General features: G+C 47.8%; 25 protein-coding genes. 13 read left to right on the forward strand and 12 right to left on the reverse strand.

All coding sequences use genetic code 11. The annotated features are described in order from the left end of the window. Nucleotides 1-146: 146 nt before the first annotated feature. On the reverse strand, nt 147-1,724 hold the full coding sequence (locus EXT46_RS13085) for a peptide MFS transporter (protein WP_022946566.1): 1,578 nt from the start codon (nt 1,722-1,724) through the stop codon (nt 147-149). 177 nt (nt 1,725-1,901) lie between these two features. After that, nucleotides 1,902-2,702, reverse strand: coding sequence for a UDP-2,3-diacylglucosamine diphosphatase (locus tag EXT46_RS13090; protein ID WP_130147788.1), 801 nt, complete (start codon nt 2,700-2,702; stop codon nt 1,902-1,904). A gap of 356 nt (nt 2,703-3,058) precedes the next feature. Between EXT46_RS13090 and EXT46_RS13095 the strand changes: the two genes are divergently transcribed. After that, complete coding sequence (locus EXT46_RS13095; protein WP_130147790.1) at nt 3,059-3,265, forward strand: DUF333 domain-containing protein; 207 nt, start codon at nt 3,059-3,061, stop codon at nt 3,263-3,265. Between the two features lie 34 nt (nt 3,266-3,299). Here the strand turns inward: EXT46_RS13095 and EXT46_RS13100 are convergent, their stop codons facing one another. From EXT46_RS13100 to EXT46_RS13120, 5 genes are all read right to left on the reverse strand, one after another. After that, nucleotides 3,300-5,027: a proline--tRNA ligase gene (locus tag EXT46_RS13100; RefSeq protein WP_130147792.1), complete on the reverse strand. Its 1,728-nt coding sequence runs from the start codon at nt 5,025-5,027 to the stop codon at nt 3,300-3,302. Nucleotides 5,028-5,102: 75 nt separating this feature from the next. Next, a complete protein-coding gene (tsaA, locus tag EXT46_RS13105) occupies nt 5,103-5,810 on the reverse strand; it encodes a tRNA (N6-threonylcarbamoyladenosine(37)-N6)-methyltransferase TrmO (RefSeq protein WP_130147794.1) in 708 nt (235 codons plus the stop codon). Between the two features lie 104 nt (nt 5,811-5,914). Continuing rightward, entirely contained in the window at nt 5,915-6,511 is a 597-nt protein-coding gene (locus EXT46_RS13110; protein WP_053910470.1) for an outer membrane beta-barrel protein, read from the reverse strand. Between the two features lie 249 nt (nt 6,512-6,760). Next, nucleotides 6,761-7,228, reverse strand: a complete 468-nt coding sequence (locus EXT46_RS13115; RefSeq protein WP_022946572.1) for an acyl-CoA thioesterase — start codon at nt 7,226-7,228, stop codon at nt 6,761-6,763. Nucleotides 7,229-7,333: 105 nt separating this feature from the next. Next, entirely contained in the window at nt 7,334-8,980 is a 1,647-nt protein-coding gene (locus EXT46_RS13120) for an electron transfer flavoprotein-ubiquinone oxidoreductase (protein WP_130147796.1), read from the reverse strand. A gap of 231 nt (nt 8,981-9,211) precedes the next feature. Between EXT46_RS13120 and EXT46_RS13125 the strand changes: the two genes are divergently transcribed. Together EXT46_RS13125 and EXT46_RS13130 are read left to right on the forward strand one after the other, a co-directional pair. Beyond that, nucleotides 9,212-9,964, forward strand: a complete 753-nt coding sequence (locus tag EXT46_RS13125; protein WP_130147798.1) for an electron transfer flavoprotein subunit beta/FixA family protein — start codon at nt 9,212-9,214, stop codon at nt 9,962-9,964. Continuing rightward, nucleotides 9,961-10,887 carry an FAD-binding protein gene (locus tag EXT46_RS13130; RefSeq protein WP_045978322.1) on the forward strand — a complete coding sequence of 309 codons (927 nt, stop codon included), beginning with the start codon at nt 9,961-9,963 and terminating at the stop codon, nt 10,885-10,887. Before EXT46_RS13125 ends, EXT46_RS13130 begins: the two co-directional genes overlap by 4 nt. 139 nt (nt 10,888-11,026) lie before the next feature. Here the strand turns inward: EXT46_RS13130 and asnS are convergent, their stop codons facing one another. Next, complete coding sequence (gene asnS, locus EXT46_RS13135) at nt 11,027-12,424, reverse strand: asparagine--tRNA ligase (protein ID WP_130147800.1); 1,398 nt, start codon at nt 12,422-12,424, stop codon at nt 11,027-11,029. Between the two features lie 550 nt (nt 12,425-12,974). Here asnS and EXT46_RS13140 point away from each other — a divergent pair. Further along, nucleotides 12,975-13,406: an ATP-binding protein gene (locus EXT46_RS13140; protein ID WP_022946577.1), complete on the forward strand. Its 432-nt coding sequence runs from the start codon at nt 12,975-12,977 to the stop codon at nt 13,404-13,406. Between the two features lie 41 nt (nt 13,407-13,447). On the opposite strand, the gene EXT46_RS13145 is transcribed toward EXT46_RS13140, so the two are convergent. Beyond that, entirely contained in the window at nt 13,448-14,785 is a 1,338-nt protein-coding gene (locus EXT46_RS13145; RefSeq protein ID WP_053910474.1) for a lysine 2,3-aminomutase, read from the reverse strand. Between the two features lie 239 nt (nt 14,786-15,024). Continuing rightward, complete coding sequence (gene bioA / locus EXT46_RS13150; protein ID WP_053910475.1) at nt 15,025-16,317, reverse strand: adenosylmethionine--8-amino-7-oxononanoate transaminase; 1,293 nt, start codon at nt 16,315-16,317, stop codon at nt 15,025-15,027. A 97-nt stretch (nt 16,318-16,414) separates the two neighbouring features. On the opposite strand from bioA, the gene bioB reads away from it, so the two are divergent. The 5 genes from bioB (at nt 16,415) to htpX (ending at nt 21,035) form a co-directional block, all read left to right on the forward strand. Further along, on the forward strand, nt 16,415-17,458 hold the full coding sequence (gene bioB, locus EXT46_RS13155) for a biotin synthase BioB (protein WP_130147802.1): 1,044 nt from the start codon (nt 16,415-16,417) through the stop codon (nt 17,456-17,458). Further along, on the forward strand, nt 17,458-18,579 hold the full coding sequence (locus EXT46_RS13160; RefSeq protein WP_130147804.1) for an 8-amino-7-oxononanoate synthase: 1,122 nt from the start codon (nt 17,458-17,460) through the stop codon (nt 18,577-18,579). The genes bioB and EXT46_RS13160 overlap by 1 nt, the downstream gene beginning before the upstream one ends. Next, nucleotides 18,576-19,331, forward strand: a complete 756-nt coding sequence (locus EXT46_RS13165; RefSeq protein WP_165381126.1) for a methyltransferase domain-containing protein — start codon at nt 18,576-18,578, stop codon at nt 19,329-19,331. The genes EXT46_RS13160 and EXT46_RS13165 overlap by 4 nt, the downstream gene beginning before the upstream one ends. Continuing rightward, nucleotides 19,328-20,008: a dethiobiotin synthase gene (bioD, locus tag EXT46_RS13170; RefSeq protein ID WP_130147808.1), complete on the forward strand. Its 681-nt coding sequence runs from the start codon at nt 19,328-19,330 to the stop codon at nt 20,006-20,008. Before EXT46_RS13165 ends, bioD begins: the two co-directional genes overlap by 4 nt. A 157-nt stretch (nt 20,009-20,165) precedes the next feature. Continuing rightward, nucleotides 20,166-21,035, forward strand: coding sequence for a protease HtpX (htpX, locus tag EXT46_RS13175; protein ID WP_022946584.1), 870 nt, complete (start codon nt 20,166-20,168; stop codon nt 21,033-21,035). Between the two features lie 63 nt (nt 21,036-21,098). Here the strand turns inward: htpX and EXT46_RS13180 are convergent, their stop codons facing one another. Further along, entirely contained in the window at nt 21,099-21,302 is a 204-nt protein-coding gene (locus EXT46_RS13180; RefSeq protein WP_022946585.1) for a hypothetical protein, read from the reverse strand. Nucleotides 21,303-21,387: 85 nt separating this feature from the next. On the opposite strand from EXT46_RS13180, the gene EXT46_RS13185 reads away from it, so the two are divergent. Then, nucleotides 21,388-21,906, forward strand: a complete 519-nt coding sequence (locus EXT46_RS13185) for a GNAT family N-acetyltransferase (protein WP_130147810.1) — start codon at nt 21,388-21,390, stop codon at nt 21,904-21,906. A gap of 6 nt (nt 21,907-21,912) precedes the next feature. On the opposite strand, the gene EXT46_RS13190 is transcribed toward EXT46_RS13185, so the two are convergent. Beyond that, nucleotides 21,913-22,449, reverse strand: a complete 537-nt coding sequence (locus tag EXT46_RS13190; protein ID WP_240701133.1) for a TetR/AcrR family transcriptional regulator — start codon at nt 22,447-22,449, stop codon at nt 21,913-21,915. Between the two features lie 82 nt (nt 22,450-22,531). On the opposite strand from EXT46_RS13190, the gene EXT46_RS13195 reads away from it, so the two are divergent. From EXT46_RS13195 to EXT46_RS13205, 3 genes are all read left to right on the forward strand, one after another. Further along, nucleotides 22,532-22,720, forward strand: a complete 189-nt coding sequence (locus EXT46_RS13195) for a hypothetical protein (RefSeq protein WP_022946588.1) — start codon at nt 22,532-22,534, stop codon at nt 22,718-22,720. Nucleotides 22,721-22,893: 173 nt separating this feature from the next. Continuing rightward, nucleotides 22,894-23,376, forward strand: a complete 483-nt coding sequence (gene purE, locus EXT46_RS13200; RefSeq protein WP_130147814.1) for a 5-(carboxyamino)imidazole ribonucleotide mutase — start codon at nt 22,894-22,896, stop codon at nt 23,374-23,376. Between the two features lie 11 nt (nt 23,377-23,387). Then, the gene (locus tag EXT46_RS13205; protein ID WP_045978314.1) at nt 23,388-24,527 is read left to right on the forward strand and encodes a 5-(carboxyamino)imidazole ribonucleotide synthase; all 1,140 of its coding nucleotides are present in this window, start codon (nt 23,388-23,390) and stop codon (nt 24,525-24,527) included. Nucleotides 24,528-24,596: the final 69 nt, after the last annotated feature.

Here is a 24,596-nt window from a genome sequence, read left to right on the forward strand (position 1 = left end):
ACTTATGCCAAAAATTGTTATAGCAATCCAACTTTGGTCGTATTAATTAGAATAACTAGCTAAATGATGTTCGTTTTTCAGCCAAAGAGTGTGGTGTTGAAATAAAAACGGCCCTATTAAGGGCCGTTGGCAGTTGTGATTTGGTATTAAATCTTTTGCTCTGCAGGTTGTTCGCTTGGGTTTGGTTCAGGAACTTCTGGGGCATTTTGGCCCGCACGCTCCCAATACTTCGCTTTGAAGTTAAACAATACCAAGATAATACCTACACCAATACTGAACAAGGCAATTTGCATGTACAGACCAGGGATTTCTTGAACGTTCTCTGGGTCAAAGCTACCAGCTAGTAAGCCAGAAATAATATTACCAATGGAGTAGGTAAGAACAAATACGCCCATCATTTGGCCCACATAACGTGCTGGTGACAAGCGGCTTACCGCACTGAGTGCGACTGGGCTTAGGCATAGCTCACCTACCGTATGTAGGAAGTAAGTGGTAATAAGCCAGTAAGGTGCGACTTTCAGACCATCAGCAGCATATTGCGCGGCAAAGAACATGACCAAAAAGCCGGTTGCCATAATGATAAGACCCACGGCACATTTAACGCTGTACGATGGCGTGATCATGCGTTTGGCAAGGTTAATCCACAGTGCTGCAAAAAATGGTGACAGTATGATGATGAAAAATGAGTTCGCTGACTGGAACCATGCTGTTGGGATCTCAAAAGAGCCCAGCATACGGTCGGTGTAGTCGCGAGCGAACAAGTTCAAGGACGAACCAGCCTGTTCGAACCCTGACCAAAAACACGCTGAGGCCACACAGACTAAGAACAGTGCCCACATGCGTTGCTTTTCATCGTCTGTTAGCTCACCTAAAAAGTAGATGTAGCCAAAGTAAATGAAAAAGGTGATGGTAAAGACGATGGCTACCGAGCCCGCTAAAGCGACCGGGTCAATGACCAGCCAGCCATTGTGTGCAGCGTAAACAGTCAGTGCGACCATCGCAATTGACGCGCCAATAACAGTCCAAGCAAGCGATGCGCCCTTGGTCGACAATGGGTTTGCTGGCTTATCATTGATGCCGCGAATACTACCTTGAGTCAGGCGGTACTGCACTAAACCGATGGCCATGCCCACGGCTGCCGCACCAAAGGCCCAGTGCCAACCGACATTTTCCATAAAGTAGCCACATACACCGTAGCCAATCATAGAGCCGAGGTTGATGCCCATGTAATAAATCGCGTAGCCACTGTCGCGACGCTCATCTTCGGTTTTATACAGCTGACCTACCATGGCACTGATGTTTGGTTTTAATAAACCGGTACCGGTAGCAACAAATATTAAGCCGATAAAGAACGAACTAGGGTGGGGAATTGCGAGGATAATATGGCCGATCATAATAACGATACCGCCATACCAGACAGTTCGCTGACCGCCTAACAGGCGATCTGAGATCCAACCACCGGGTAAGCCAAGGAAGTAGACTGCACCGGTATAGAGGCCGTAAATTGCCGCAGCAGACGCTACCGTGAAGGCCAAACCTTCCTCTTGCAGCGATGCGGTCATAAACAGCACTAGCATGGCACGCATGCCGTAGTAACTCATGCGTTCCCACATTTCTGTGAAAAATAGGGTTTGTAACCCTTTGGGATGACCGAAAAAGGCGGTATCCAATTTTGAATCCCCAGCCGCCGAAGTCGGTGGCGTGGGTATCTGCTCATCAGACATAGATTCACTTCCATTATTGTCGTTATAGTGAGCAGTTATTAGTACGTGAAATAAGCTCAATATGCAACCAAATCGCGCCTTACAGAGGCTAGATGGTTAGATTTATAGCAATAGCTGTGAATAAATTAATCAACCTCGGGCGTGTCGTTGAATAATGCCTACGGTCACGTAATGAATTTATGCTGCCTTGCTATTCACTTCGCTTAACGGGTTTGAAGCCATCACATGCTGGGTGTCTGACCAATGTAAAAGCTCAATACGGCCCTGATGATTCTCTACCAAGGCGCTACAGTTCTCTATCCAGTCGCCGTCGTTACAGTAAATAATACCATCACTGACACGTAGTTTGGGTTGGTGAATATGACCACAGACAATGCCATCATAGCCCCGGCGCTTGGCCTCGTAAATGGCCGCATCCTCGAATGCAGTAATCGCTTGTTGAGCCTTGTGTACACGAGATTTTAACCACGCTGCTAAAGACCAATAGCGGCCACCAAAAAGGCGGCGTACGCGATTATGCCAACGATTTAAAAACAGCAAAAAGTCATAGGCGGCGTCGCCGATAATACTAATCAGTTTGCTGTAACGCGTTGCAGAATCAAAGTCATCACCGTGCAAGATAACAAAGCGCTTCCCATTACCTGTGGTATGCACAAACTGACGGTGTACTTCCACGCCCATGAGCAACTCTTTATCATATTTACGAAAGGTCTCATCGTGATTACCTGGTACGTAAATGACCCGTGTGCCTGCTTTTACTTTCTCCTGCAGCGCTTGCAATACATGGTAGTGACTGGAATGCCAAAAAAACCGCCTTTTCATTGACCATAAATCAATAATATCGCCCACTAAATAAAGTGTATCGCACTGAATATGGGCTAAGAAATCGAGTAAATAGTCGGCTTTACAATCTTTGCAACCTAAATGAATATCAGAGATAAATACGGCCGGGTAATGGGTGGTTTTACGTTGTTTCATAATGGTGTGACTCGCAGCGTAATAATAGTGAGGCTAGAGCGTAGCGATGACAAAAAAAAGACTAAAAAAAGAACAATTCGTGACAACTATCGGATCTGCTTGTCTAACGGTATGAGCCTGATTATTATTGCGACCTTCAGCCAGCCTTGGTGAGCAAGTGCTGGGAGACAATGAGCCAATATGACAGCAAAGCAATGATTTATTCGCTTTAACAGGCTTTACGCTTTGCAAGAGCCGGTCATTTTGTCAATGCTTTAGCAGTGCCTCGTCGATCACAAACACTTGTGTAACGAGGATAAACGCGTAAAGCGTAATAGGAGAGCAACATGAAGTATCGTTTAGCTGGGCTGTGAATCGTGTTAACAGCTGCGCTTAGCGGTTGCCAAGACGAGCCATTAACGCAACAATTGCCTGTGGATATGAGTAATCCCGCTGCAAAATTCTGTGTTGATCAGGGCGGTCAATACCTTGTTGAGCACCAGCCCCAAGGCGAGAGCAGCTTTTGTGTATTGGATAACGGCTCAAAAGTTGACGCGTGGGAGTTTTTCCGCAAATACCAGTAACAAAAAAGCCAGTCTCTCGACTGGCTTTTTTCGTTTATGCTTTAGCAAGCTCGGCAACAATGGCGGCTACCGCACCATCAATATCCAGCAACTGCTTTTCACCTGTACGGCGGTTTTTAAGCTCTACCTGATCGTTATCGAGATTACGCTCACCAATCACTAAGGTCAGCGGCACACCCAGTAGTTCCATATCGTTAAACATGACCCCAGGGCGCTCTTTGCGGTCGTCAAAGAGTACATCAACGCCAGCTTGTTGCAATTCGCTGTAAAAGCGCTCAGCAATATCAGGGATACGATGTGACTTGTGCATATTCATGGGCACGATAGCCAGTTCGTATGGAGCGATATTTTTCGGCCAAATAATGCCGTATTTATCATTGTTTTGCTCGATGGCAGCGGCAACGATACGGGACACACCGATACCATAACAGCCCATGGTCATGGTCTGGTTTTTACCACTTTCTGCCAAGACTCCGGCTTTCATAGCTTCGGAATACTTGGTGCCAAGCTGGAAGATATGACCAACTTCAATCCCTCGTTTAATACTCAAAGTACCGTGACCACAAGGGCTCGGATCGCCATCAACCACGTTACGAATATCCGCAACTTGGTAGTCATTGACGTCGCGGTCCCAGTTGATGCCACTGAAGTGCACATCATCTTCGTTGGCACCGGCGACAAAATCTGCCATCACCGCCGCTGAGCGATCAACAATAATCGCCGTATTTAAGCCAACAGGGCCTAAAGAGCCGGGATGAGCGCCTACTGTTTTAACAATGTCCGCTTCGCTCGCCATTTCCAGTGGAGCCTGCACGCCTTCAAGCTTCTCTGCTTTGAGTTCGTTGAGCTCATGATCGCCACGCAGTACTAAAGCAACCAATGGGCGTTGCTCTTGCTCGTCTGCTTCGCCGTAAACAAATAAAGTTTTTACGCCACGGTGCGGCTTAACGCCATAATGCTCTTTAAGGTCAGCAATGGTTTTTGCTTTCGGGGTATCGAACTTTTGCAATTCTTTGCTCGGCTCAGGACGGGCTTCGCTCGGGGCTTTTGCCTCTGCCTTTTCGATATTTGCGGCATAATCACTGCCATCACTGAAGGCGATAGCATCTTCACCGGATTCGGCCAATACGTGGAATTCATGAGACAAATTACCACCAATGGAACCAGTGTCTGCAAGAACTGGGCGGTAATCTAAGCCTAAACGGTCAAAAATATTGCAATATGCTTGGTGTAGCTTTTCATACGTTTGCGCTAAACACTCGTCACTTAGGTGGAACGAGTAAGCGTCTTTCATAACGAACTCGCGCGAGCGCATGATGCCAAAACGAGGACGAATTTCATCGCGCACTTTGGTTTGTATTTGGTATAAGGTGATTGGCAGCTGTTTGTAGCTACTAATTTCTTTACGCACGCAATCAGTGATCACTTCTTCGTGGGTAGGTCCTAGCGCAAAAGGGCGTTTATGACGGTCTTCAATACGCAAAAGCTCAGGACCATACTGTTCCCAACGGCCCGACTCCTGCCACAACTCTGCAGGTTGAATGATGGGCATGAGCATCTCAATGGCGCCAGCCTTATTCATTTCTTCACGAACAATGTTTTCAACTTTTTTCAGCACTTTAACGCCGGAAGGCAGCCAAGTGTATAGGCCGGAGGCGAGTTTGCGGATCATGCCCGCACGAAGCATGAGCTGGTGGCTCACCACCTCGGCATCTGAGGGCGTCTCTTTCAGGGTCGCAAGTAAATACTGACTGGTACGCATGAATATTCCGTTTTTTATTTAATGATTAATAGGTAAGAGCGCTAGTTTAGCAGCGCTCGGGCGCAGGGCAAAGCGCTAAAGCGGGCAAATTTCGAGAACATGATTGTGCTCACCGTCTACTTGCCAGCGAATATTAAAATCATACAAGGTCATGCCGTAGTGCTGCACCCCAGCTTGACTCTTTTTGTACGCTGGCCGTGGGTCTTGCTGAAGCACTTGCGTGATAAAATGCTCAAGCACTAGAGCGGGGTCGCTGTTGTCGATAACACTTTGTGCTTGTTCAGAAAAGCTGACACTCATCTGGGTGTGTGGCCGGGTATCGGCAAAGCCAGCACTGGCATCCATCATGGCATCGGAATAAGGCAGATAGGGCTTGATATCAATAATTGGGGTGCCATCGAGTAAGTCGATTCCCCCTAAACGAAGACTAAGCTGCCCGTGTTGGTAATTCACACCCAGTAGTTCGACAGCGCTCATGCCAATGGCGTTGGGACGGAATGTTGCTCGGGTAGCGAACACGCCTTTGCGAGCGTTACCTCCTAAGCGAGGAGGGCGAACTAACGGTGAATAGCCTTTATCAGCCGTTTCATGAAAACGAAACAACAGCCATAGGTGGCTAAACTCCTCGATACCACGCACAAACTCTTCTCTATTAAATTCATCGGTAAAGATAAGATCAGCGCGCGCCGCGCTAACTAGCCGGGGTTGCCGGGGAATAGCAAACTTTTGTTTATACGGAGAGCGAATATGGCCAATGGCGGTGATTTGATACTGGGAAGACACAATGTTTTACACAGCGAATTAAGGTGAGCGCAGTGTAATCATGGCATCGGGTAAAAACAAGGGGCACAGGGCCCCTTGTACAAGTAGGGAAAGCGCAGTGCTACTTAGAATAGGTATTCAACCGAAACAGACGCAACGTCCATTTCAGGGTCAATTTGTTCGTCTAGTTCATAACGCTCGTATTCAAGGTTGAAGCGTACTTGCTCTGTCATCGCGAACTGTACGCCAGCGCCATAAAACACATCGCCGCCATCAGCTTCCGTAGTAGCAATAGTTAAGTCATCAAGTTGCGCACGTAGGTCTGCATCCCATTCTAGCCAACCGGCGGTTGCGTAAACTTTGAAACGCTCACTAACAGGCAGAGCGAGTTTGGTTGATAGCGAAACACCATCTAATTCTGCTTGTTGGTCGATATCAGACACTTCATCAAAGTTGTGATAGCCGAGCTCGAAACTCCAATAATCATTGAGCTGTGTGCCTACGTAAGCTTCAAGCATACCGGCATCGTCATCAAATTCAGTATCTAGGTCATCATTGTCGAACTCAAATGAGTATTGGCCGTAACCGATACCGGTGTAGAAACGAGGGTTCACTTCACTGCTTGGTTCATAACTTGAAGGGGCAGCCATCGCTGTGGTTGTCGTCAAAGCCATCGCTAAAGCGCAAAGGGAAAAGCGAGCAGTTTTGTTAGTGTGTTTCATCTTGATTCTCCATTTTGTTAGTTCATGCCTAACAAAGCAGAGGCCATGCCAAGAGTCTTAAAACAACTAAAATAAGGTGTTTTATTAATATATAATTCAGTTAGTTACACAAAAGCGCAGGGTTATTTACAAAGCCTTAAGGAGTGTAACGCGCCGCTGTTTTGTGTGGACCTGAAAAAGGTGTAAAATTTTCCGGTAAATGTCAAAATTACACCCTGAATTAAACCTAACTAATTGATTAATAGTCGATTAACAGGTCTTCTGTAAAAGTGTTTCGGTTTCGATGGCTATCTCTTTCATTTTAATCGCATACGCCTCTAGGCGCTTCTGCTCTTCTGTTTTTGCCTTAAAGCATGGCACCTCTACTGGGTAGCCAGCTTGGTCCATAGCGACAAAACTGATCACGCAATGGTTAGTCTCGACCATATGTTGCGTCTTGGGGTCACCACAGCGTACTTGTATAAATATTTGCATACTGGTTTTACCGGTATGCGCAATAGAGGCGTTAACTTCAACTAATTGACCCACTAACACTGGCCGGCGAAATTTTACTCCCGCCACAGATACCGTGACACAGTAATGACCGCTCCAACCTGCCGCACAGGCATAGCCAGCTTGATCTATCCATTTCATGACGACTCCGCCGTGGACCTTACCGCCGAAATTGACATCAGTAGGCTCGGCTAAAAATCGAAAAGTAACCGTATCTTGACTCATAGAGCTCCCCAAATATGCTCAACCTGTTACAGCAAGTGTAGTGTATATAAATAAAAAAGGGGCTTACGCCCCAGTTGCAACTTAGGATAAAGTACTTAATAACAACTACATATTAGGGTAGTTGGGACCACCCGCTCCCTCAGGGGTGACCCAGGTGATGTTCTGGCTGGGATCTTTGATGTCACAGGTTTTACAGTGCACACAGTTTTGCGCATTGATCACAAACTTTGCCTCACCTTTACTGTCATCCACTTCGTAAACCCCAGCTGGGCAGTAGCGCTGTGCGGGTTCATCAAAGCGTGGCAAATTAACCGTAATAGGTATCGCAGCATCCTTTAATTGTAAGTGACACGGCTGAGACTCTTCGTGATTGGTATTAGACAAAAAGACCGATGAGAGTTTGTCAAAACTAAGCTCACCATCTGGCTTTGGGTAGTCAATTTTCGGTGCTTGTGAGCTGCTCAGCAGGGTCGCGTAATCAGGGGTGTTGTCCTTAAAGGTAAAAGGCAGCTTTCCTGCGAATAGGTTTTGGTCCAGCGTGTTATATGCGCCCCCGAAGAACTTACCCAATTTGTGCATCGCCGGCCCAAAATTTCGTGAGCGGTAAAGCTCATCATACACCCAAGAGGACTCAAAACGCTGCGCGTAGTCAGCCAAATCAGTGTGCTGATCACCGGCTTTTATTGCCGCGAAAATACTTTCGGCTGCCAACATACCGGATTTCATTGCAGTGTGATTGCCTTTGATTTTGGCAAAATTCAGCGTACCTGCGTCACAGCCCACGAGTAGGCCGCCTGGGAAGTGCATTTTCGGTAGCGAATGTAACCCGCCTTTGGCTATTGCACGCGCGCCGTAGGCTAAGCGTTTACCGCCATTGAGCACATCAGCGAATACAGGATGATGTTTCATACGCTGAAACTCATCAAAAGGACTTAAGTGCGGGTTGGTGTAGTTAAGGTCGACAATGAGGCCCACCACCACTTGATTATCTTCGCAGTGGTACATAAATGCACCGCCATTGGTATCTCCACTAAGCGGCCACCCCGTGCCATGAACTACTTTTCCTTGTTGATGTTGCTGTGCATCAACTTGCCAGATTTCTTTAAAACCCAGACCGTAGTGTTGCACAGAGCGGTCTTTATCTAGGGCAAATTGGTTGATCAGTTGTTTACCCAAGTGGCCACGGCAGCCTTCTGCGAAAATGGTGTATTTTGCTCTGAGCTCCATCCCCGGCATAAACCCAGGCTTTTCATTGCCCTCTTTGTCACGGCCCATATCACCGGTAATGATGCCTTTGACGCTGTCGTCTTCAATAACTAGCTCGTGCGCGGAAAAACCAGGGAAAATTTCGACGCCTAATTGTTCTGCTTGCTCGGCTAAAAAACGACAAACGTTGCCCATAGAGACGATATAGTTGCCATTATTATGAAAGGTTTTTGGCACCATAAAGTGGGGCAGGGATTTAGCTTTTTGCTCATCACTGAACCATAAAATTTCGTCTTCGGTGACTTGGGTATGCAATGGCGCGCCTAGCTCCTGCCAATTAGGGAGTAGCTCATCGAGTGCGCGAGTTTCGAAAACGGCACCAGAGAGCACATGAGCACCTACCTCAGAGCCTTTTTCAACCACGCAAATCATCAATTCTTGTTGTTGTTCTTGTGCTAATTGCGCGAGCTTAATGGCGCTAGCAAGGCCGCTAGGCCCTGCACCGACGATGACCACGTCAAATTCCATGGTTTCGCGTTCTACCATAATGATCCCCTGCTTTATATGACGGTATAAGGTGTTACGAAATGCAAATTAATCGTTACACAAAAGGTTATTGTCCAAGGTTATTTTAGGTTGACGTTTACGTCAACAGGAAGTAGTCTGATTTCATCAAATAAATAAGTTTACGTTAACGTCAGGTGTGGGCGTGTCAGTAGTAACCGCGCAGGTTACAGCCGCTTTAAAACGTCCACTCGCGTGTCAACAGGAGCAAATATGAAAGTATTAGTGCCCATCAAACGTGTCATCGACTACAACGTCAAAGTACGCGTAAAGGCAGATAACAGCGATGTCGATTTGGCGAATGTGAAAATGGCGATGAACCCATTTTGCGAAATCGCCATAGAAGAAGCTATTCGCCTAAAAGAATCAGGTAAGGCAACGGAAGTGGTTGCTGTGACTATTGGTGATAAGTCATCGCAAGAGCAGTTGCGCACTGCACTGGCTCTGGGTGCCGACAGCGCCATTCATATCGAAAGTGATGAGAAGCTAGACTCACTGCATGTGGCAAAACTACTCGACAAGTTAATTGATGAGCAGCAACCCGATTTGGTTATCTTAGGGAAGCAAAGTATCGACTCAGACAATAACCAAACTGGGCAAATGCTGGCTGCACTACGCGGATGGGGGCAGGGTACTTTTGCCTCAAAAGTGGATATTAACGATGGCAAAGTGAACGTGACGCGTGAGGTTGATGGTGGCTTACAAACTGTAGCGCTCGCGCTTCCTGCGATTGTCACGACTGATTTGCGTTTGAACGAACCCCGTTATGCATCATTGCCTAACATTATGAAAGCAAAACGCAAACCTTTAGATGTGAAAAGCGCTGCGGATATGGGCGTCGACCTTGCTGCGCGAGTGCAGTTGGTGAGCGTGGAAGAGCCTGCTCAGCGTCAAAGTGGTGAAATCGTCGAAGACGTTGAAACCTTAGTGAATAAGTTAAAAAATGAAGCAAAGGTGGTGTCATGAAAGCATTAGTGGTAGCTGAGCACGAGTACGGTGAACTAAAGCCTGAAACCGCGAAGACATTAAGCGCGGCGCACAAAGTAGGCGCTGATATTGATGTGTTGCTGGTTGGTGAAAACCTTAATGACGCAGCCGAACAGGCCAGCAAGCTAAGCGGTGTCAGTCGCGTGTTGGTCGCTGACAGCAGTGACTATGCACACCAACTAGCTGAAAACACCGCTGATTTAATTGTGAGCCTAGCGGGTGATTACAGCCATTTATTTGCCAGTGCGACGACCACCGGCAAAAACATTATGCCACGGGTTGCGGCGCTGTTAGACAAAGCGCAAGTATCGGACATTATTGATGTTATCGACGCTGATACGTTCAAACGCCCGATTTATGCTGGTAACGCCATTGCGACGGTGAAGTCACTTGAGTCTGTGCATGTTATTACTGTGCGTGCCAGTGCCTTTGATGCGGTGAGTAGCGACGGCAGTGCCAGCATCGAAAAGATTGACAATAGCATGGCCTCAACGAACAGTGAGTTTGTCTCTAAAGAGCAAACTGAGTCTGAACGCCCTGAATTAACCGCTGCTGATGTGGTTATTTCCGGCGGTCGAGGCATGCAAAATGGTGAAAACTTCAAACTGTTAGAAGGTATTGCCGATAAGCTCGGTGCGGCTATTGGCGCTTCACGCGCTGCGGTAGACGCGGGCTTTGTGCCGAACGATATGCAAGTAGGGCAAACCGGCAAAATTGTCGCTCCTGATTTGTACATAGCCGTGGGTATCAGTGGTGCCATCCAGCATTTGGCAGGTATGAAAGACTCAAAGGTCATTGTAGCTATCAACAAAGACCCAGAGGCACCGATTTTCCAAGTAGCTGACTATGGGTTAGTGGCTGATTTATTCGATGTTCTACCTGAGTTAGAAGCCAAGCTTTAAAGCGCAACTAATTTACAAAAAGCCCGCGACTGTTTTTGTGTTGTGGGCTTTTTTGTAGGTAATGTTGTTTCAACAGCTTAGGCGCAAATAAAAACCCGCTACGTGAGCGGGTTTTTGATGTCTATAGCGTGCGCCGTTATTAGTAAGTAGCGCTGCCTTTAGTGCGTGGGAAGGCAATCACGTCACGGACATTGCCCATACCGGTCACGTAAGCGACTAAACGTTCAAAACCTAAACCAAAGCCTGAGTGAGGCACCGTGCCGTAGCGGCGTAAGTCGCGATACCAGCTATAGTCTTCTTTGTTTAAGCCCATTTCCTCTAAACGAGCATCAAGTACATCTAAACGTTCTTCACGCTGCGAGCCACCGATGATCTCGCCAATCCCTGGGGCAACGACATCCATTGCTGCAACGGTTTTGCCGTCTTCATTCTGGCGCATGTAGAAGGCTTTGATATCGCGCGGGTAGTTTTTGATAACCACAGGTGCTTTGAAGTGCTCTTCAGCCAGATAACGCTCATGTTCAGACTGTAAATCCACACCCCACTCAACAGCGTATTCAAACTTCTTACCGCACGCCTTAAGAATCTCGATAGCGTCGGTGTAATCAACCTGTGCAAAGTCCTTGCTGACGAATTCCTCGAGACGACTGATGGCGGTTTTCTCGATACGTTGCGCGAAGAACTCCATATCATCACGACGCTCTTCCAATACCGCAGCAAAGACATACTTAAGCATGTCTTCTGCAAGCTTAGCGATGTCGTTTAAATCGGCGAAGGCCACTTCCGGCTCGACCATCCAGAACTCTGCCAGGTGGCGCGAGGTGTTAGAGTTTTCAGCACGGAAGGTGGGGCCAAAGGTGTAGATCTTTGACATTGCGCTGGCATAGGTTTCACCGTTGAGCTGGCCTGATACCGTTAAAAATGCTTCTTTACCGAAAAAGTCTTCGCTGTAGTCAATATCGCCCTTATCAGTACGTGGTAGGTTCTGCATATCCAATGTCGACACTCGGAACATTTCACCAGCGCCTTCGCAGTCACTGGCGGTAATGATGGGAGTGCTGATCCACATATAGCCACGCTCATGGAAAAAGCGGTGGATAGCCTGCGATAAGCAGTTACGAACACGGGTAACCGCGCCAATCACGTTGGTACGTGGACGCAGGTGGGCGTGCTCACGTAGGTACTCAATACTATGGCGCTTTGCTGCCATAGGGTACGTATCAGGATTTTCTACCCAGCCAATTACTTCAACGCTGTCCGCTTGAATTTCAAAGGCCTGACCTTTACCGGCTGACGCAACGAGCTTACCGGTTACGCTTACCGAGCAGCCGGCCGTTAAACGGGTTACTTCATCATAATTATTGAGCGAATTAGGCACTACAGCTTGGATAGGATCAAAACTCGAACCGTCATGAACGGCTAGAAACGAAATACCTGCTTTAGAATCGCGACGTGTGCGCACCCAACCTTTAATGTTGACCTGGGTGTCCACGGCAACGGCGCCTTTTAATAGCTCGGCGATTGCTGTATGGCTCATTTTCACTCCAATGATTACTATTGCCCACTGTGCTGCACCTTGGCAGCAGCAGTATTATGATGAAAGTTAAGAGGCCTATCTTAACCGTGATTTAGGGAGAAAAAAACTGCCAATTGCCTCAATCAGGGCAGAAATACGTAAAAGCGTAGAAAATATCACCTAAACTAATCATATATAACTTATTATTGAGACGCTTTAGCATGTTGAGGGGAGATAAACCGGGCCCTTTTCGATTAGTCGCTTGGTGTGCAGGTGTAGGCTGGGTGCTTTTTGTTGTGGTATTAGTATTGATTCACTACGCTCGCCCTGATGTAGATTACGGCATATTACGTTATTTCGACGTGCCCATTCGCGAGCATTGGCTCTTAAAACCGAAAAATAGCGCCTTAATCATGCTAATGCTGTGTGGTCTTTGCTGCGTTTGTGGCATTATAAGGGCAAGAAATATAAATAAAATGATGCATCTGGCTGCACTTTCGCTTATTGCTTTAGCGTTTTTGTGTGTCAGCTTTACCCTTGCAATCTTAAGTTAAAACGCAGTGAGTAGTTAATGAAACAAGCTTTTATCCTACGCGGCTTGCCAGGTAGTGGTAAAACCCACTATGCGCAGAGCCTTGCCGACGACCTCGTTGCCGGCGATGCTAGCCAATACTTTATTTGCAGTACCGACGATTTCTTCGTGCAAGATGGCCACTATCAATTTGATAAGCACAAGTTACCTGAATATCACAATCTTAATTTAGCCCGTTATATTAAAGCGCTCGCGGAGGGCATTCCGTTAGTGATTGTTGATAACACCAATATCAAAAAGTGGGAATTTATCGCCTACATTGAAGCCGCGCATGCGCTCGGTTATCAAGTCAAAGAGGTGATCGTTGGCGAGGTAAAAGACAAAGCAATGCAACACCTATATGCTCAGCGCAACACCCACAAAGTAGCGCTGCGGACGATAGCGAAAATGGCCTATCAATTTGAGTGGTAACTATAAGTCGTAAAAAAACCGCCTCAAGGGCGGTTTTTTTATTACATGGCGTTGTATTCGTCTTCCCAGAAGAACTTTTCTTCGCCAAATGCAGGTTTTAAGTCATTAAGCCATGTGGCGTTTTCGTCATACTTAGCAAAGAAAGGACGCTGAACCCAATCTGGGTTGCGAGCTTGAATAAAGCGCAGTACGAAGACCTTTTCACCGGCAATCTCGCTGACGCCAGATACTTCCACTTTACCTGGGCCGGCACTCATAGATGGGCCGCGCACGGTACGACTGACACCGGATACCTGTTTATAAGCTTCGCGGAAGGTTTCCCAAGTTTTATAAAGTGGTAGCTCAAAGTAACGCTTGGCCCCGGTATCACGTTCAATAAACATGTAGTACGGGATCATCCCTAGCTGCGTTTGCTCTTTCCACATTTCCGCCCACATATTCGGGTCGGTATTAATGTTATTAAGGAGTGGTGCTTGGGTACGGATTTGCGCGCCGGTTTTGCGCAATAGGGCAATCGCTTCACGTGTAGCGGCGGTGCGCAGCTCTTGCTTATGGTTTATGTGGGCCATAATGGAAACGTGCTTGCCTGCATCCACAAGCTCTTTAATCAAGGCCAGTAAGTCTTGCGCATCAGGATCGGTTAAATAACGGAACGGCCAGAAAGTCAGTGACTTGGTGCCAATACGGATGGTGCGAATATGGTCAAATTCGGGCTCTTTAAGCTTTTCAAGGTAGCCACGAAGCTTGACGGTACGCATTACCATTGGGTCACCGCCAGTGACGAGTAGATCGGTAACCTCTTTGTGCTCACGCAGATAGTTATGCAGTAAGTCCGCATCGTTGTTATTGAAACGTGTCGCTTTACCAACAAACTGCGCCCAGCGGAAGCAGAAAGTACAGTAAGAATGACAATATTGTCCTTGTGCTGGGAAGAACAACACGGTTTCTTTGTACTTATGTTGGATGCCTTCAACGCGCTCACCATCGAGCTCGGGCACATTCTTTTCCATTTGCCCGGCAGGGTGCGGGTTCAGCTTGTTACGGATCTGTTGTGCCAGTTCCATTACCTGTTCAGCGGTTGGGTCCGTTCTATGCAGCGCAGCCATTTGCTCGTACGACTCGTCATCTAACATACCACGCTGAGGAAACGTAAGTTGGAATACCGGATCATTGGGAACTTTATCCCAATCAATCAATTCTTCAATTACAAAGTTATTTACGCGGAATGGGAATACACTGGCCACGACCTTCATCTCAAAGCGCATATGCTCTGGTAGTTGGTGTAGGGCTTCAATTTTATCAATTTGACGGTGTTGATACACGGTAAACCTAGGCGGGACAAAGGTTTCCGCTGGCTGTATTTGAACGGTTTGCTGCATATATTTTCACTTGCTAGTTGAAAAGGTTGGTACTCTAACAAAAAGGTCAAGCCAATTCCTAGTCCTAAGTGCGAATATAATTGCGCTGTAACACGCAAAGAGCGGCCTTTGGCGCGCTCAAGCGTGTGTGAAATTGCTACGCAGTGAAACTAATTGTTCAGCGAAAAGTAAGCTAACTCTTTGAGCTGATTATAAACTGTGGCGATAGCCAGCTCAAAGGGGCAACAGTCACCACCTCATTAGTAATGGCCCTGAGCGATAGCATCGTATATTGCCGTGGCTAAGCGCTGAATGTCGCTTTCGCTGCTAACAAACGGCGGCATAAGATAAATCAATTTACCAAAGGGGCGGATCCAGACTCCTTGGCTGACAAAGAACTGCTGGATCTTGGCGACATCCACAGCGCTATTGAGCTCAACTACACCGATGGCGCCAAGGCGGCGTACATCAACCACGGCGGCTAATTCGCGGCAGCGCTCTAAGGCACCAAGCCAATGATGAATATCCTTTATTTGTCCATGCCAATTATTATCGAGCAACAATTCGAGACTTTTGTTGGCCACGGCGCAGGCCAGCGGGTTACCCATAAAGGTGGGACCGTGCATCAAAACGCCTGCTTCGCCTTCGCAAATACCGCGTGCTACATGACTCGTGGTCAGTGTTGCGGCTAAGGTCATATAGCCACCGGTAAGAGCTTTACCCACACACATAATATCTGGAGTAATATCGGCGTGTTCAACAGCGAACAAGGTACCGGTGCGGCCAAAGCCAGTGGCAATTTCGTCGCAAATAAGCAATATCTCGTAGCGGTCGCACAACTGGCGCACAGTTTTTAAATAGTCGGGATGATAAAAGTTCATACCGCCGGCATTTTGGACGATGGGCTCAATGATAAAAGCCGCCACTTCATGATGATGTTTGGCAAAGTATTGCTCTAGGGTGTGCGCCTCTTCTGCGTCGAAGTGTTCATTAAAACGGCTACGGGGTGGCGGCACAAAGATTTGTTCGGGTAAAAATCCGCGATACATACTGTGCATTGAGTTGACCGGGTCGCACACACTCATCGCGGCAAAGGTATCGCCGTGATAGCCCTTTTGCGGGGTCATAAGCTTATGCTTTTGTTTATGGCCTTGGCTATACCAATATTGCACTGCCATTTTTATTGCCACTTCCACACTTACTGAGCCGCCATCGGCAAGAAACACCTTGTCGAGCGCTTTAGGAGTCATCGCCACTAATTTTTTACACAGTTCAACTGCTGGCGCGTGAGTGATACCGCCAAACATAACATGGCTCATATTGTTGCTTTGGCTTTGCAGCGCTTCATTTAGTTTGGGGTGATTGTAGCCATGCAGGGCACTCCACCACGATGCCATACCATCAATTAAGGCTTCGCCACTTTGCAGATAAATGCGGGTTCCCTCAGCATGGGTAACGGGGTAATTGGGAAGAGGGTTGAGCATTGATGTGTAGGGGTGCCAAATGTGCTCACGATCAAACTCAGTGTCGATATGTGTATAATTATTGCTCATAGGTAAACTTCAAATGTCATTGCAGCGTTGACAATACTAAGGCAACTCGTAGACTGATACAAAATTAAATTCTACCGTCGATAATAAAGAGAACTCTATGGAACAGGCCGAAATCCGTTATAACTGGACGCACGAACAAGTTAAAGCCCTTTTTGACATGCCATTTAATGATTTGCTGTTCAAAGCGGCAAGCATTCACCGTCAACACTTTAACCCTAACGAAGTGCAAATTTCGACTTTATTATCGATTAAAACCGGCGCCTGCCCAGAAGATTGTAAATATTGCCCTCAGTCAGGGCACTACAAAACCGACCTCGAGCGTGAACGCTTGATGGAAGTAGAAAAAGTGGTTGAGCAGGCCAGGGCCGCCAAGTCAAAAGGCGCGACCCGTTTTTGCATGGGCGCTGCATGGTCAGACCCTAAAGACCGCGATATGCCCTACATTGAACGCATGGTCCGCGAAGTAAAAGAGCTTGGTTTAGAGACCTGTATGACACTGGGTAAGCTCGATAACGATAAAGCCAAGCAGCTGCGCGGGGCGGGGTTAGACTACTATAACCATAACCTTGATACTTCACCTGAATACTATGAGCAGATTATCACGACGCGCACTTACCAAGACCGTTTAGACACACTGGATCATGTGCGTGATGCCGGCATGAAGGTTTGCTCCGGTGGCATTATCGGTATGGGAGAGCAGGCTTCTGATCGCTACGGCCTACTGATCCAACTGGCAAACTTGCCTAAGCAACCGGAAAGTGTACCGATTAATATGCTGGTCAAGGTTAAGGGCACGCCTTTAGAAAACGTCGATGATTTAGACCAGTTCGAGTTCATTCGCACCATTGCTGTGGCGCGTATCATGATGCCGAAAAGCTACGTGCGTTTATCAGCAGGGCGCACGGCAATGAATGAGCAGATGCAAAGCATGTGTTTCTTTGCCGGAGCAAACTCCATCTTCTATGGTGACAAATTGCTGACCACCGATAACCCAGAAGCCGATGCCGATATGAACCTTATTCGCAAACTGGGGATGCGCCCAGAGCAGGCTCAGGATTACTCAGACGAGGCCTATGAAGCGTCATTAAGTTCAGCTATCGCTGATAAGAAAACATCAGAGCTGTTTTACGAAGCACCCTAATGGCGTTTGAATACATTGATAATGTGCTCGAGGGGGCCAAAGAGCAGCACTTACTGCGTCAGCGCGTGGTCGTCGATGACATGTGTGCGCGCACCTTGGCCGTAGATGGTCGACGCTATTTAAATTTTGCGTCCAATGACTATCTTGCCTTAGGCGATCGGCCGCTGCCGCCATTAAAAGGGCGCAGTGGCGGGCACAGTTCGCCGTTGGTTACTGGGTACAGTCGTCAGCAAGCAGAGCTAGAGCAACGTTTTTGCGCACTTTATGGCTTTGAGTCAGCGCTGCTGTTTGCCAGCGGTTTTAGTGCGAATGCCAGTGTGCTAAAAGCCTTGTTTGCTCAAGCCCGTGAAGGCTTGATTGTGCAAGACAAACTGAATCATGCCAGTTTAGTCGATGGCGGCCTTGCTGCTAACGCACAGATGCAGCGCTTTAATCACAATAATATGGCGCATCTGGATGCGCGCTTGGGCAAATCCAAAGCCCACCATAAGCTGGTGGTGAGCGAGGGCGTGTTCTCAATGGATGGCGACTGCGCGCCCCTTGAACAGCTGCGAAGTCAATGTGAGAAGCACCGGGCCTGGTTAATGCTTGATGATGCCCATGGGTTTGGGGTACTCGGTGGAGGCAAAGGCAGCGCTGCAGTGCTTAAGCCCGATATTTTAGTGCTCACCTTTGGTAAAGCACTAGCCGCTAATGGTGCTATTGTACTAGCTAGCAACAAGGTCATTGATTTGCTGCTGCAAAGTAATCGCGATTACACTTACTCCACGGCACTGTCCGCTTTGCAATGTGAGGTGATTGACGAGCGACTAACGCAGTTGTTGGCGGCCGACGCCGAGCGCCAACATTTATCAGCACTGATTGATTACTTTAAAAGCCAATGTGCGGCGGCTCATTTAGCGCTGATGCCCTCAGATACACCGATACAGCCGTTGATCGTCGGCGATAGTGAATCAGCGTTGGTGATGCAAAATCAACTTCGTGAAAAAGGCATATGGCTTAGTGCTATACGACCGCCCACTGTGGCCCACAATACTGCGCGTTTGCGTATTACCTTAACGGCGGCTCATACTGAGCAAGATATCGACACCTTAGTCAGCGCCTTGGAGCAATGCCGATGAGTGCGGCGTTAAAACTCACTACCCAGCGGCAATTCTCCAAAGCGGCAACGAATTATCAGCAGCATGCGCGGGTGCAAGCCGCGAGCAGTAATGTTTTGTTAGACTACATTGGCCCCAGACATTTGGGTGTATGTTTAGACTTAGGCGCGGGTCCCGGCGTCAATAGCCATGCGCTCAGTGTCAGGGCACAGCAGTTAGTGTCTCTTGATTTATCAGAATCCATGCTCCAGTGTGCACGAACCTTAGGTGGCGATGACAATCATGTGGTGTGCGCAGATATGGACACGCTACCAATACACAGTGCAGCGATAGATACCGTCTTTAGTAACTTTGCGATGCAATGGTCTGCTGATTTAGCTGCCTTACTTTGCGAGTTACACCGTATTTTAACGGCGAATGGGCGGGCATATATTGCCGTGGTGAGCGAGGGCTCCCTTGAGGAAGTGAAAGCTGCTTTTGCCACGGCAGGGGTGCCAGCCATTAACCAATTTATACGTGTTGGCGATTTGACCCTAGCGGCAAAGCTAGCTGGGTTTAAGGTGCAATGGCAGCATGAAGCAAGGTTATTCGATCGCTTTGACAGTGCTAAACAGGCGTTAAAAAGTTTGTCGGCTATTGGTGCCAATAGCTGTGAGCATGGCCACCGTCACTTATCGAAGAATCAGTATATGCAGATTCTCAACCATTTGCAGGGATCGCAGCCGGGCGTGGAGTTAAGCTATAACGTCGCATTTTTGGAGCTCATTAAATGAAACAGTTTTTTGTTACCGCAACCGACACCGATGCAGGTAAAACCCATGTTACCAGCTTGCTACTGAAACTCGCTGTACAGCATAAAAAGAAGGCGGCCGGGTTTAAGCCCATCGCCGCTGGTGCTGAGGAGGCGTTTGGCCGACTGGTCAATACTGATGCACTGACACTCATCGAAAGCGGCAACACCAATGTGCTCTATGAGCAAGTAAATCCGTTTATTTTTGCGCCACCGATTGCACCTCATATTGCTGCTGCGCAGCAAGGAGAACATATTAGCATTAGCAAGTTACGCAGCGCATACAACGAGTTTAAAAGTTGCGGTGCCGATATTCTCATTACCGAAGGCGCCGGAGGTTGGCTACTACCCATCAACGACACGGAGCTGTTAAGTGATTGGGTGCTTGCTGAGCAGCTGCCAGTCATTTTAGTGGTGGGTATGAAACTCGGTTGCCTCAACCATGCATTATTAACGATGGAAGTGCTGGCGCATCAAGGTGTACACGTCGCTGGGTGGGTAGCCAACCAAGTGGATCCACAGATGCAGGAATACGATGCCAATTTGGCCACTTTGAAAGCAAGGCTGCCAGCTCCATTTCTTGGTGAAAGCCCTTATACCGAGCACACACCAAAGCTAAAAATCCACCGCGCTCTAATGGAGCTATTCGAGTTAGGTTAAGGTTACAGTTGCTTACAAATCCGTTTGCCGAAATAACTTGATACCGTAAACATCTGCCTATATATATTGAGCATAACGCGTCGATAGGGTGACGCTATCCATTATGGATCACTCGATGATCCCTAATGAATAATCTTACCCGTTGGAGAAATGTAGTATGAAACGTGTTGTGCTCTTTTTATTGACCAACCTTGCCGTTATGTTAGTGCTGGGTGTGGTGTTATCTATCGTATTCTCGGTGCTGGGGATATCAAGTCGCAGTATGGGAGGGATCCTCATCATCGCCGCTGTGTTTGGTTTTGGTGGCTCCTTTATCTCATTGTTGATGTCTAAGTGGATAGCTAAACGCTCCACTGGCGCATATGTTATTGAGCAGCCGCGCTCCGGTACCGAGCAGTGGCTGGTAAACACGGTTGCCGAGCAAGCGCGTCAACGCGGTATCAACATGCCAGAGGTTGCTATTTACGACAGCCCAGAAATCAATGCTTTTGCTACTGGACCATCGAAAAACAACGCGTTAGTCGCGGTAAGCAGTGGCTTGCTTCACAACATGAGCCAAGAAGAAGCCGAAGCGGTACTCGCTCATGAAGTCTCTCATGTGGCCAATGGCGACATGGTGACATTGACGTTGATTCAAGGAGTCGTGAATACCTTCGTTATCTTCTTTGCTAAGGTATTGGCTGGCATCGTTGATAATTTCCTCAATGGCGATGAGGAGCAAAGTGGCCCCAGCTGGACCTATTTTATTTTCGATATGGTTTTTCAGGTGTTATTTGGCATACTCGCTTCTGTGGTCGTTGCTTACTTCAGCCGCAAACGTGAATTTGCCGCAGACAGAGGCGCAGCCGAGTTAGTGGGCGCACATAAAATGCGTGCCGCACTAGAGCGCTTAAAAGGCAACCATGAGTCACAGCTAGAAGGCTCAATGATGGCCTTTGGTATCGCACCAGGGCGCTCTATTGGTGAGCTATTTGCTTCACACCCGCCATTGGATGCGCGAATTCATGCACTGTCAACGCAAAGCTAACGGCTGTTGTGGAACTAAAAAAAGCGCACTTTGGAGTGCGCTTTTTTGTTTTCAGTTAAGCAATTACGCGCTTTGTTGCTGGCGTTGCTGCTGGTTGGGGATCAACTCCTCAACCACCTCTTTGGCGCTTAGGGTGTAGCGGACGCCATCAAACATCACTGAAACGAACTCCTCAATGCCAGTGATCCCTGTTAACGTCCAGCCCTCGCCGCGTTTAGGGCAGTACACCGTGGTAGTAGGAGGAACCATAATAAAATCATCAGCCATGAGTGTTTTTAACTTCTAGTGCTTGCTCTTGAGCATAGTTTAAGGCAATAATTCGCTAACTCAAGCCCGATATACTCTTACCGCTATGAATCGCTGCCCATCTCGCGGGCTCAGTTTACGCCCCATAGGCCACAAAGATGCACCGGCAATGTTTGCTATTCTCTCGCAGCCTTTGGTTTTTCGCTTTAATGATTATTTACCACCGAAAACTAAAACTGAGGTGCGTAGTATGATTCAAGCGGACATCGAACTACTTCTAAAAGGGCAAGGCGTGCGCTTTGCTATCATTCACCAGCACCAGGTCATTGGTAGCTGCGGCTTATATAATATCGCCCAAGGTTGCGCGGAGCTCGGCTTTGAACTTCATCCTCAGCATTGGGGTAAAGGTTATATGCAAGCAGCAATAGCTTTGCTATTAGCCGAATACGGCCGCTATATTGATAAGCCGCTCACGCGTATCCAAGCACGAGTGATGGTCGAAAATCACCGCAGTATCAATACGCTTACCCGTGCAGGCTTCAAACCAATTAGCGCGCAACTCTATAGTTTAGCGTTACCGGCCTGTGCACTCGATATTGGCGAGCAACTCAATCAAGCAAGTTAATCCTGATTAGAGTAGGGCGAGCTTGGCACTTAAGCGACGTACCATAGCATTAGCGTTAGGGGCTGGCTGATTTAACCCCTCTATCAAAGTCATAAAGTAACAGTCCATCATGGCTGCGGCACGCACCTCGTCATACTGGGGAGCCGATGCAAATAACAACGCTTTAAATTGCTGTATTTGCTCATCGAAAAACTGTCCTTGCCAAATCAAACTCTGTAGTAGGGTCTTACTGAATTCCACATGCTGCAAATAAAACGCATACAGGTGCGTGGCATAGTGGCGCATTTTCAGTTTTGGCTGCTGATGGTCGTCACTGCGTTGGGCATCAGCGATGACGTTATCAATCTGCGCAATCATTAACACCTTGAGCAACTCATCTTTATTCGCAAAATGGCTAAACAAGGTACCATTTGCTATCCCTGCAGCCTTGGCAATATCACGTGTTGACGTGCTCTCAAACCCGTTGGCAATAAACAGCTCCCACGCGGTTTGGCAGATCCGTGTTCGTGTTTGCAGTTTTTTAGGCGTTAATTGGTTACTCAAAACAAACCCTTTTGCTTGATATTGAGCGTGCTCAATTATTATAATGAGCGCGCTCATTTTTATAGGTTAATGGAAAACTACAATGGAATCAGTCGTTAATATAGTATCACGGATAATCGGTTATGTGTTGTTTGTGCCCTTTATATGCTTTTACAGCTATGTGTTAGGGCCGGTGCTAAAGGCGGTGCTCATCCCCGGAGGGGTGGTGGTTTTGGCATTGATAATGGGGCCTGCTAAGGCATGGCGAGTTTGGAAAGCAGCGAATGGATAACTTTGTTCATTGCCCCTAGCAACAAAACTTAGCCATGCTTTTTATCGGGCTTTTTAGTATAATACGCGACAATTTTTGCGGTGAAAGAGAATCACTGCGGCGCTAACCCCCCTTGATGCTTGGTCATCATACGGCGTAATTTACATTTATATCGTTCATACTGAGGAGTGGCAATGAAAGTAGGAATTATTATGGGCTCAAAGTCAGACTGGCCCACCATGCAACATGCGGCGGACATGCTGGATAAATTCGGTGTCGAGTATGAAACCAAAGTGGTTTCTGCGCATCGCACTCCTCAACTTTTAGCTGATTATGCGAGCTCAGCTGCTGAGCGTGGTATTAAAGTGATCATCGCCGGTGCTGGCGGGGCTGCGCATTTACCGGGTATGGCGGCCGCTTTTACCTCGCTACCGGTATTGGGCGTGCCAGTAAAATCGAAAGCGCTCAATGGTGTTGACTCGTTATTATCAATCTGCCAAATGCCAAAAGGTGTGGCGGTAGGTACTTTAGCTATTGGTGATGCCGGTGCCGCGAATGCGGGACTGTTGGCAGCGCAAATCTTGGGCTGTCAGCAACCAGAGCTACTGGCGAAAATTGACCAATTTCGTGCCGAGCAGACAGACACTGTTTTAGCTAACCCTAACCCAGCTGAATAAGCGAGTTGTATATGCAAATGTTAGTTCTGGGCGCGGGCCAACTAGCGCGTATGATGGCGCTTGTAGCAGCGCCGCTGGATATCCATATTCGTGCTTATGACGTCGCTAGCAAACAAGTGGTGCACCCGGTAACCGGTGAGCACTATACGCAAACGTTAGAGCAAGCAATCGCAAGTAGCGACCGTATTACTGCTGAGTTTGAGCATATTCCCAGCGATGTGCTTGCGGCCTGTGAGCAAAGCGGCAAATTCTTCCCCGGTAAAAAAGCAATTGAATGCGGCGGCGATCGCGCCAAAGAGAAGGCGCTGCTCGATAATGCTGGCGTACCGAGTGCTCCGTATATTTTAGTGAGTGAACGTACTCACCTTGAGCAAGCGGTGAATGAACTGGGTTTACCTTTGGTGATCAAAACTTGTCAGGCTGGGTACGACGGCAAAGGCCAATGGCGCTTAAAAAGCATCGACCAGACTGATGAAATCTGGCAAGAAATGCAGGCATTTTTAGATAAAGATGCGTCGCATCGCATTATTTGTGAAAAGATGATTGCGTTTGACCGTGAAGTTTCAGTGATAGGTGCGCGCGATGCACAAGGGAATGTAAAAGTATACCCGGTCACCGAAAATGAACACACTGACGGGGTGTTGACGCTGTCGGTCGCAGGCATCGTCAGCCAAGACATGCAATCTCAGGCGGTTGATGCCTACAGCAAAATAGCCAATGCGCTGGATTATGTTGGCGTGCTTGCTATCGAGTTTTTCGATGTTGACGGTGAATTGCTAGTCAATGAGATTGCGCCGCGTGTTCACAACTCGGGTCATTGGACACAGCAAGGCGCTTATTGTTGCCAGTTCGAGAACCATGTGCGTGCTGTTGCCGGTTTGCCTTTGGGCTGTACTTATCTATTGCAGCCGAGTGCGATGATTAACGTTTTGGGTCAGCCAGCGATCCCGGCAGAGGTATTGGCCACCACTGGCGTTCGCAGTCACTGGTATGGTAAAGCGGTAAAACCAGGGCGAAAAATGGGTCATATCAATGTCAGTGCTAATACCTTGCATGAGCTTGGGGAGCGTCTCGGTGAATTGCATGAGCACCTCAGCGAGCAGGATTATCCTGGTATTGAAGCACGAGCCCATCAGTTAATTCTCAATTAGCACCTGTGGTTGCAAAGTACAGATGGCAACCAACAAGACTATTTAAGCGAATAAACCGAGCCTTGAAGC

The sequence above is a fragment of the Pseudoalteromonas sp. CO325X genome (genome assembly GCF_004208955.1).
In the GTDB taxonomy this organism is placed as follows: domain Bacteria; phylum Pseudomonadota; class Gammaproteobacteria; order Enterobacterales; family Alteromonadaceae; genus Pseudoalteromonas; species Pseudoalteromonas ruthenica.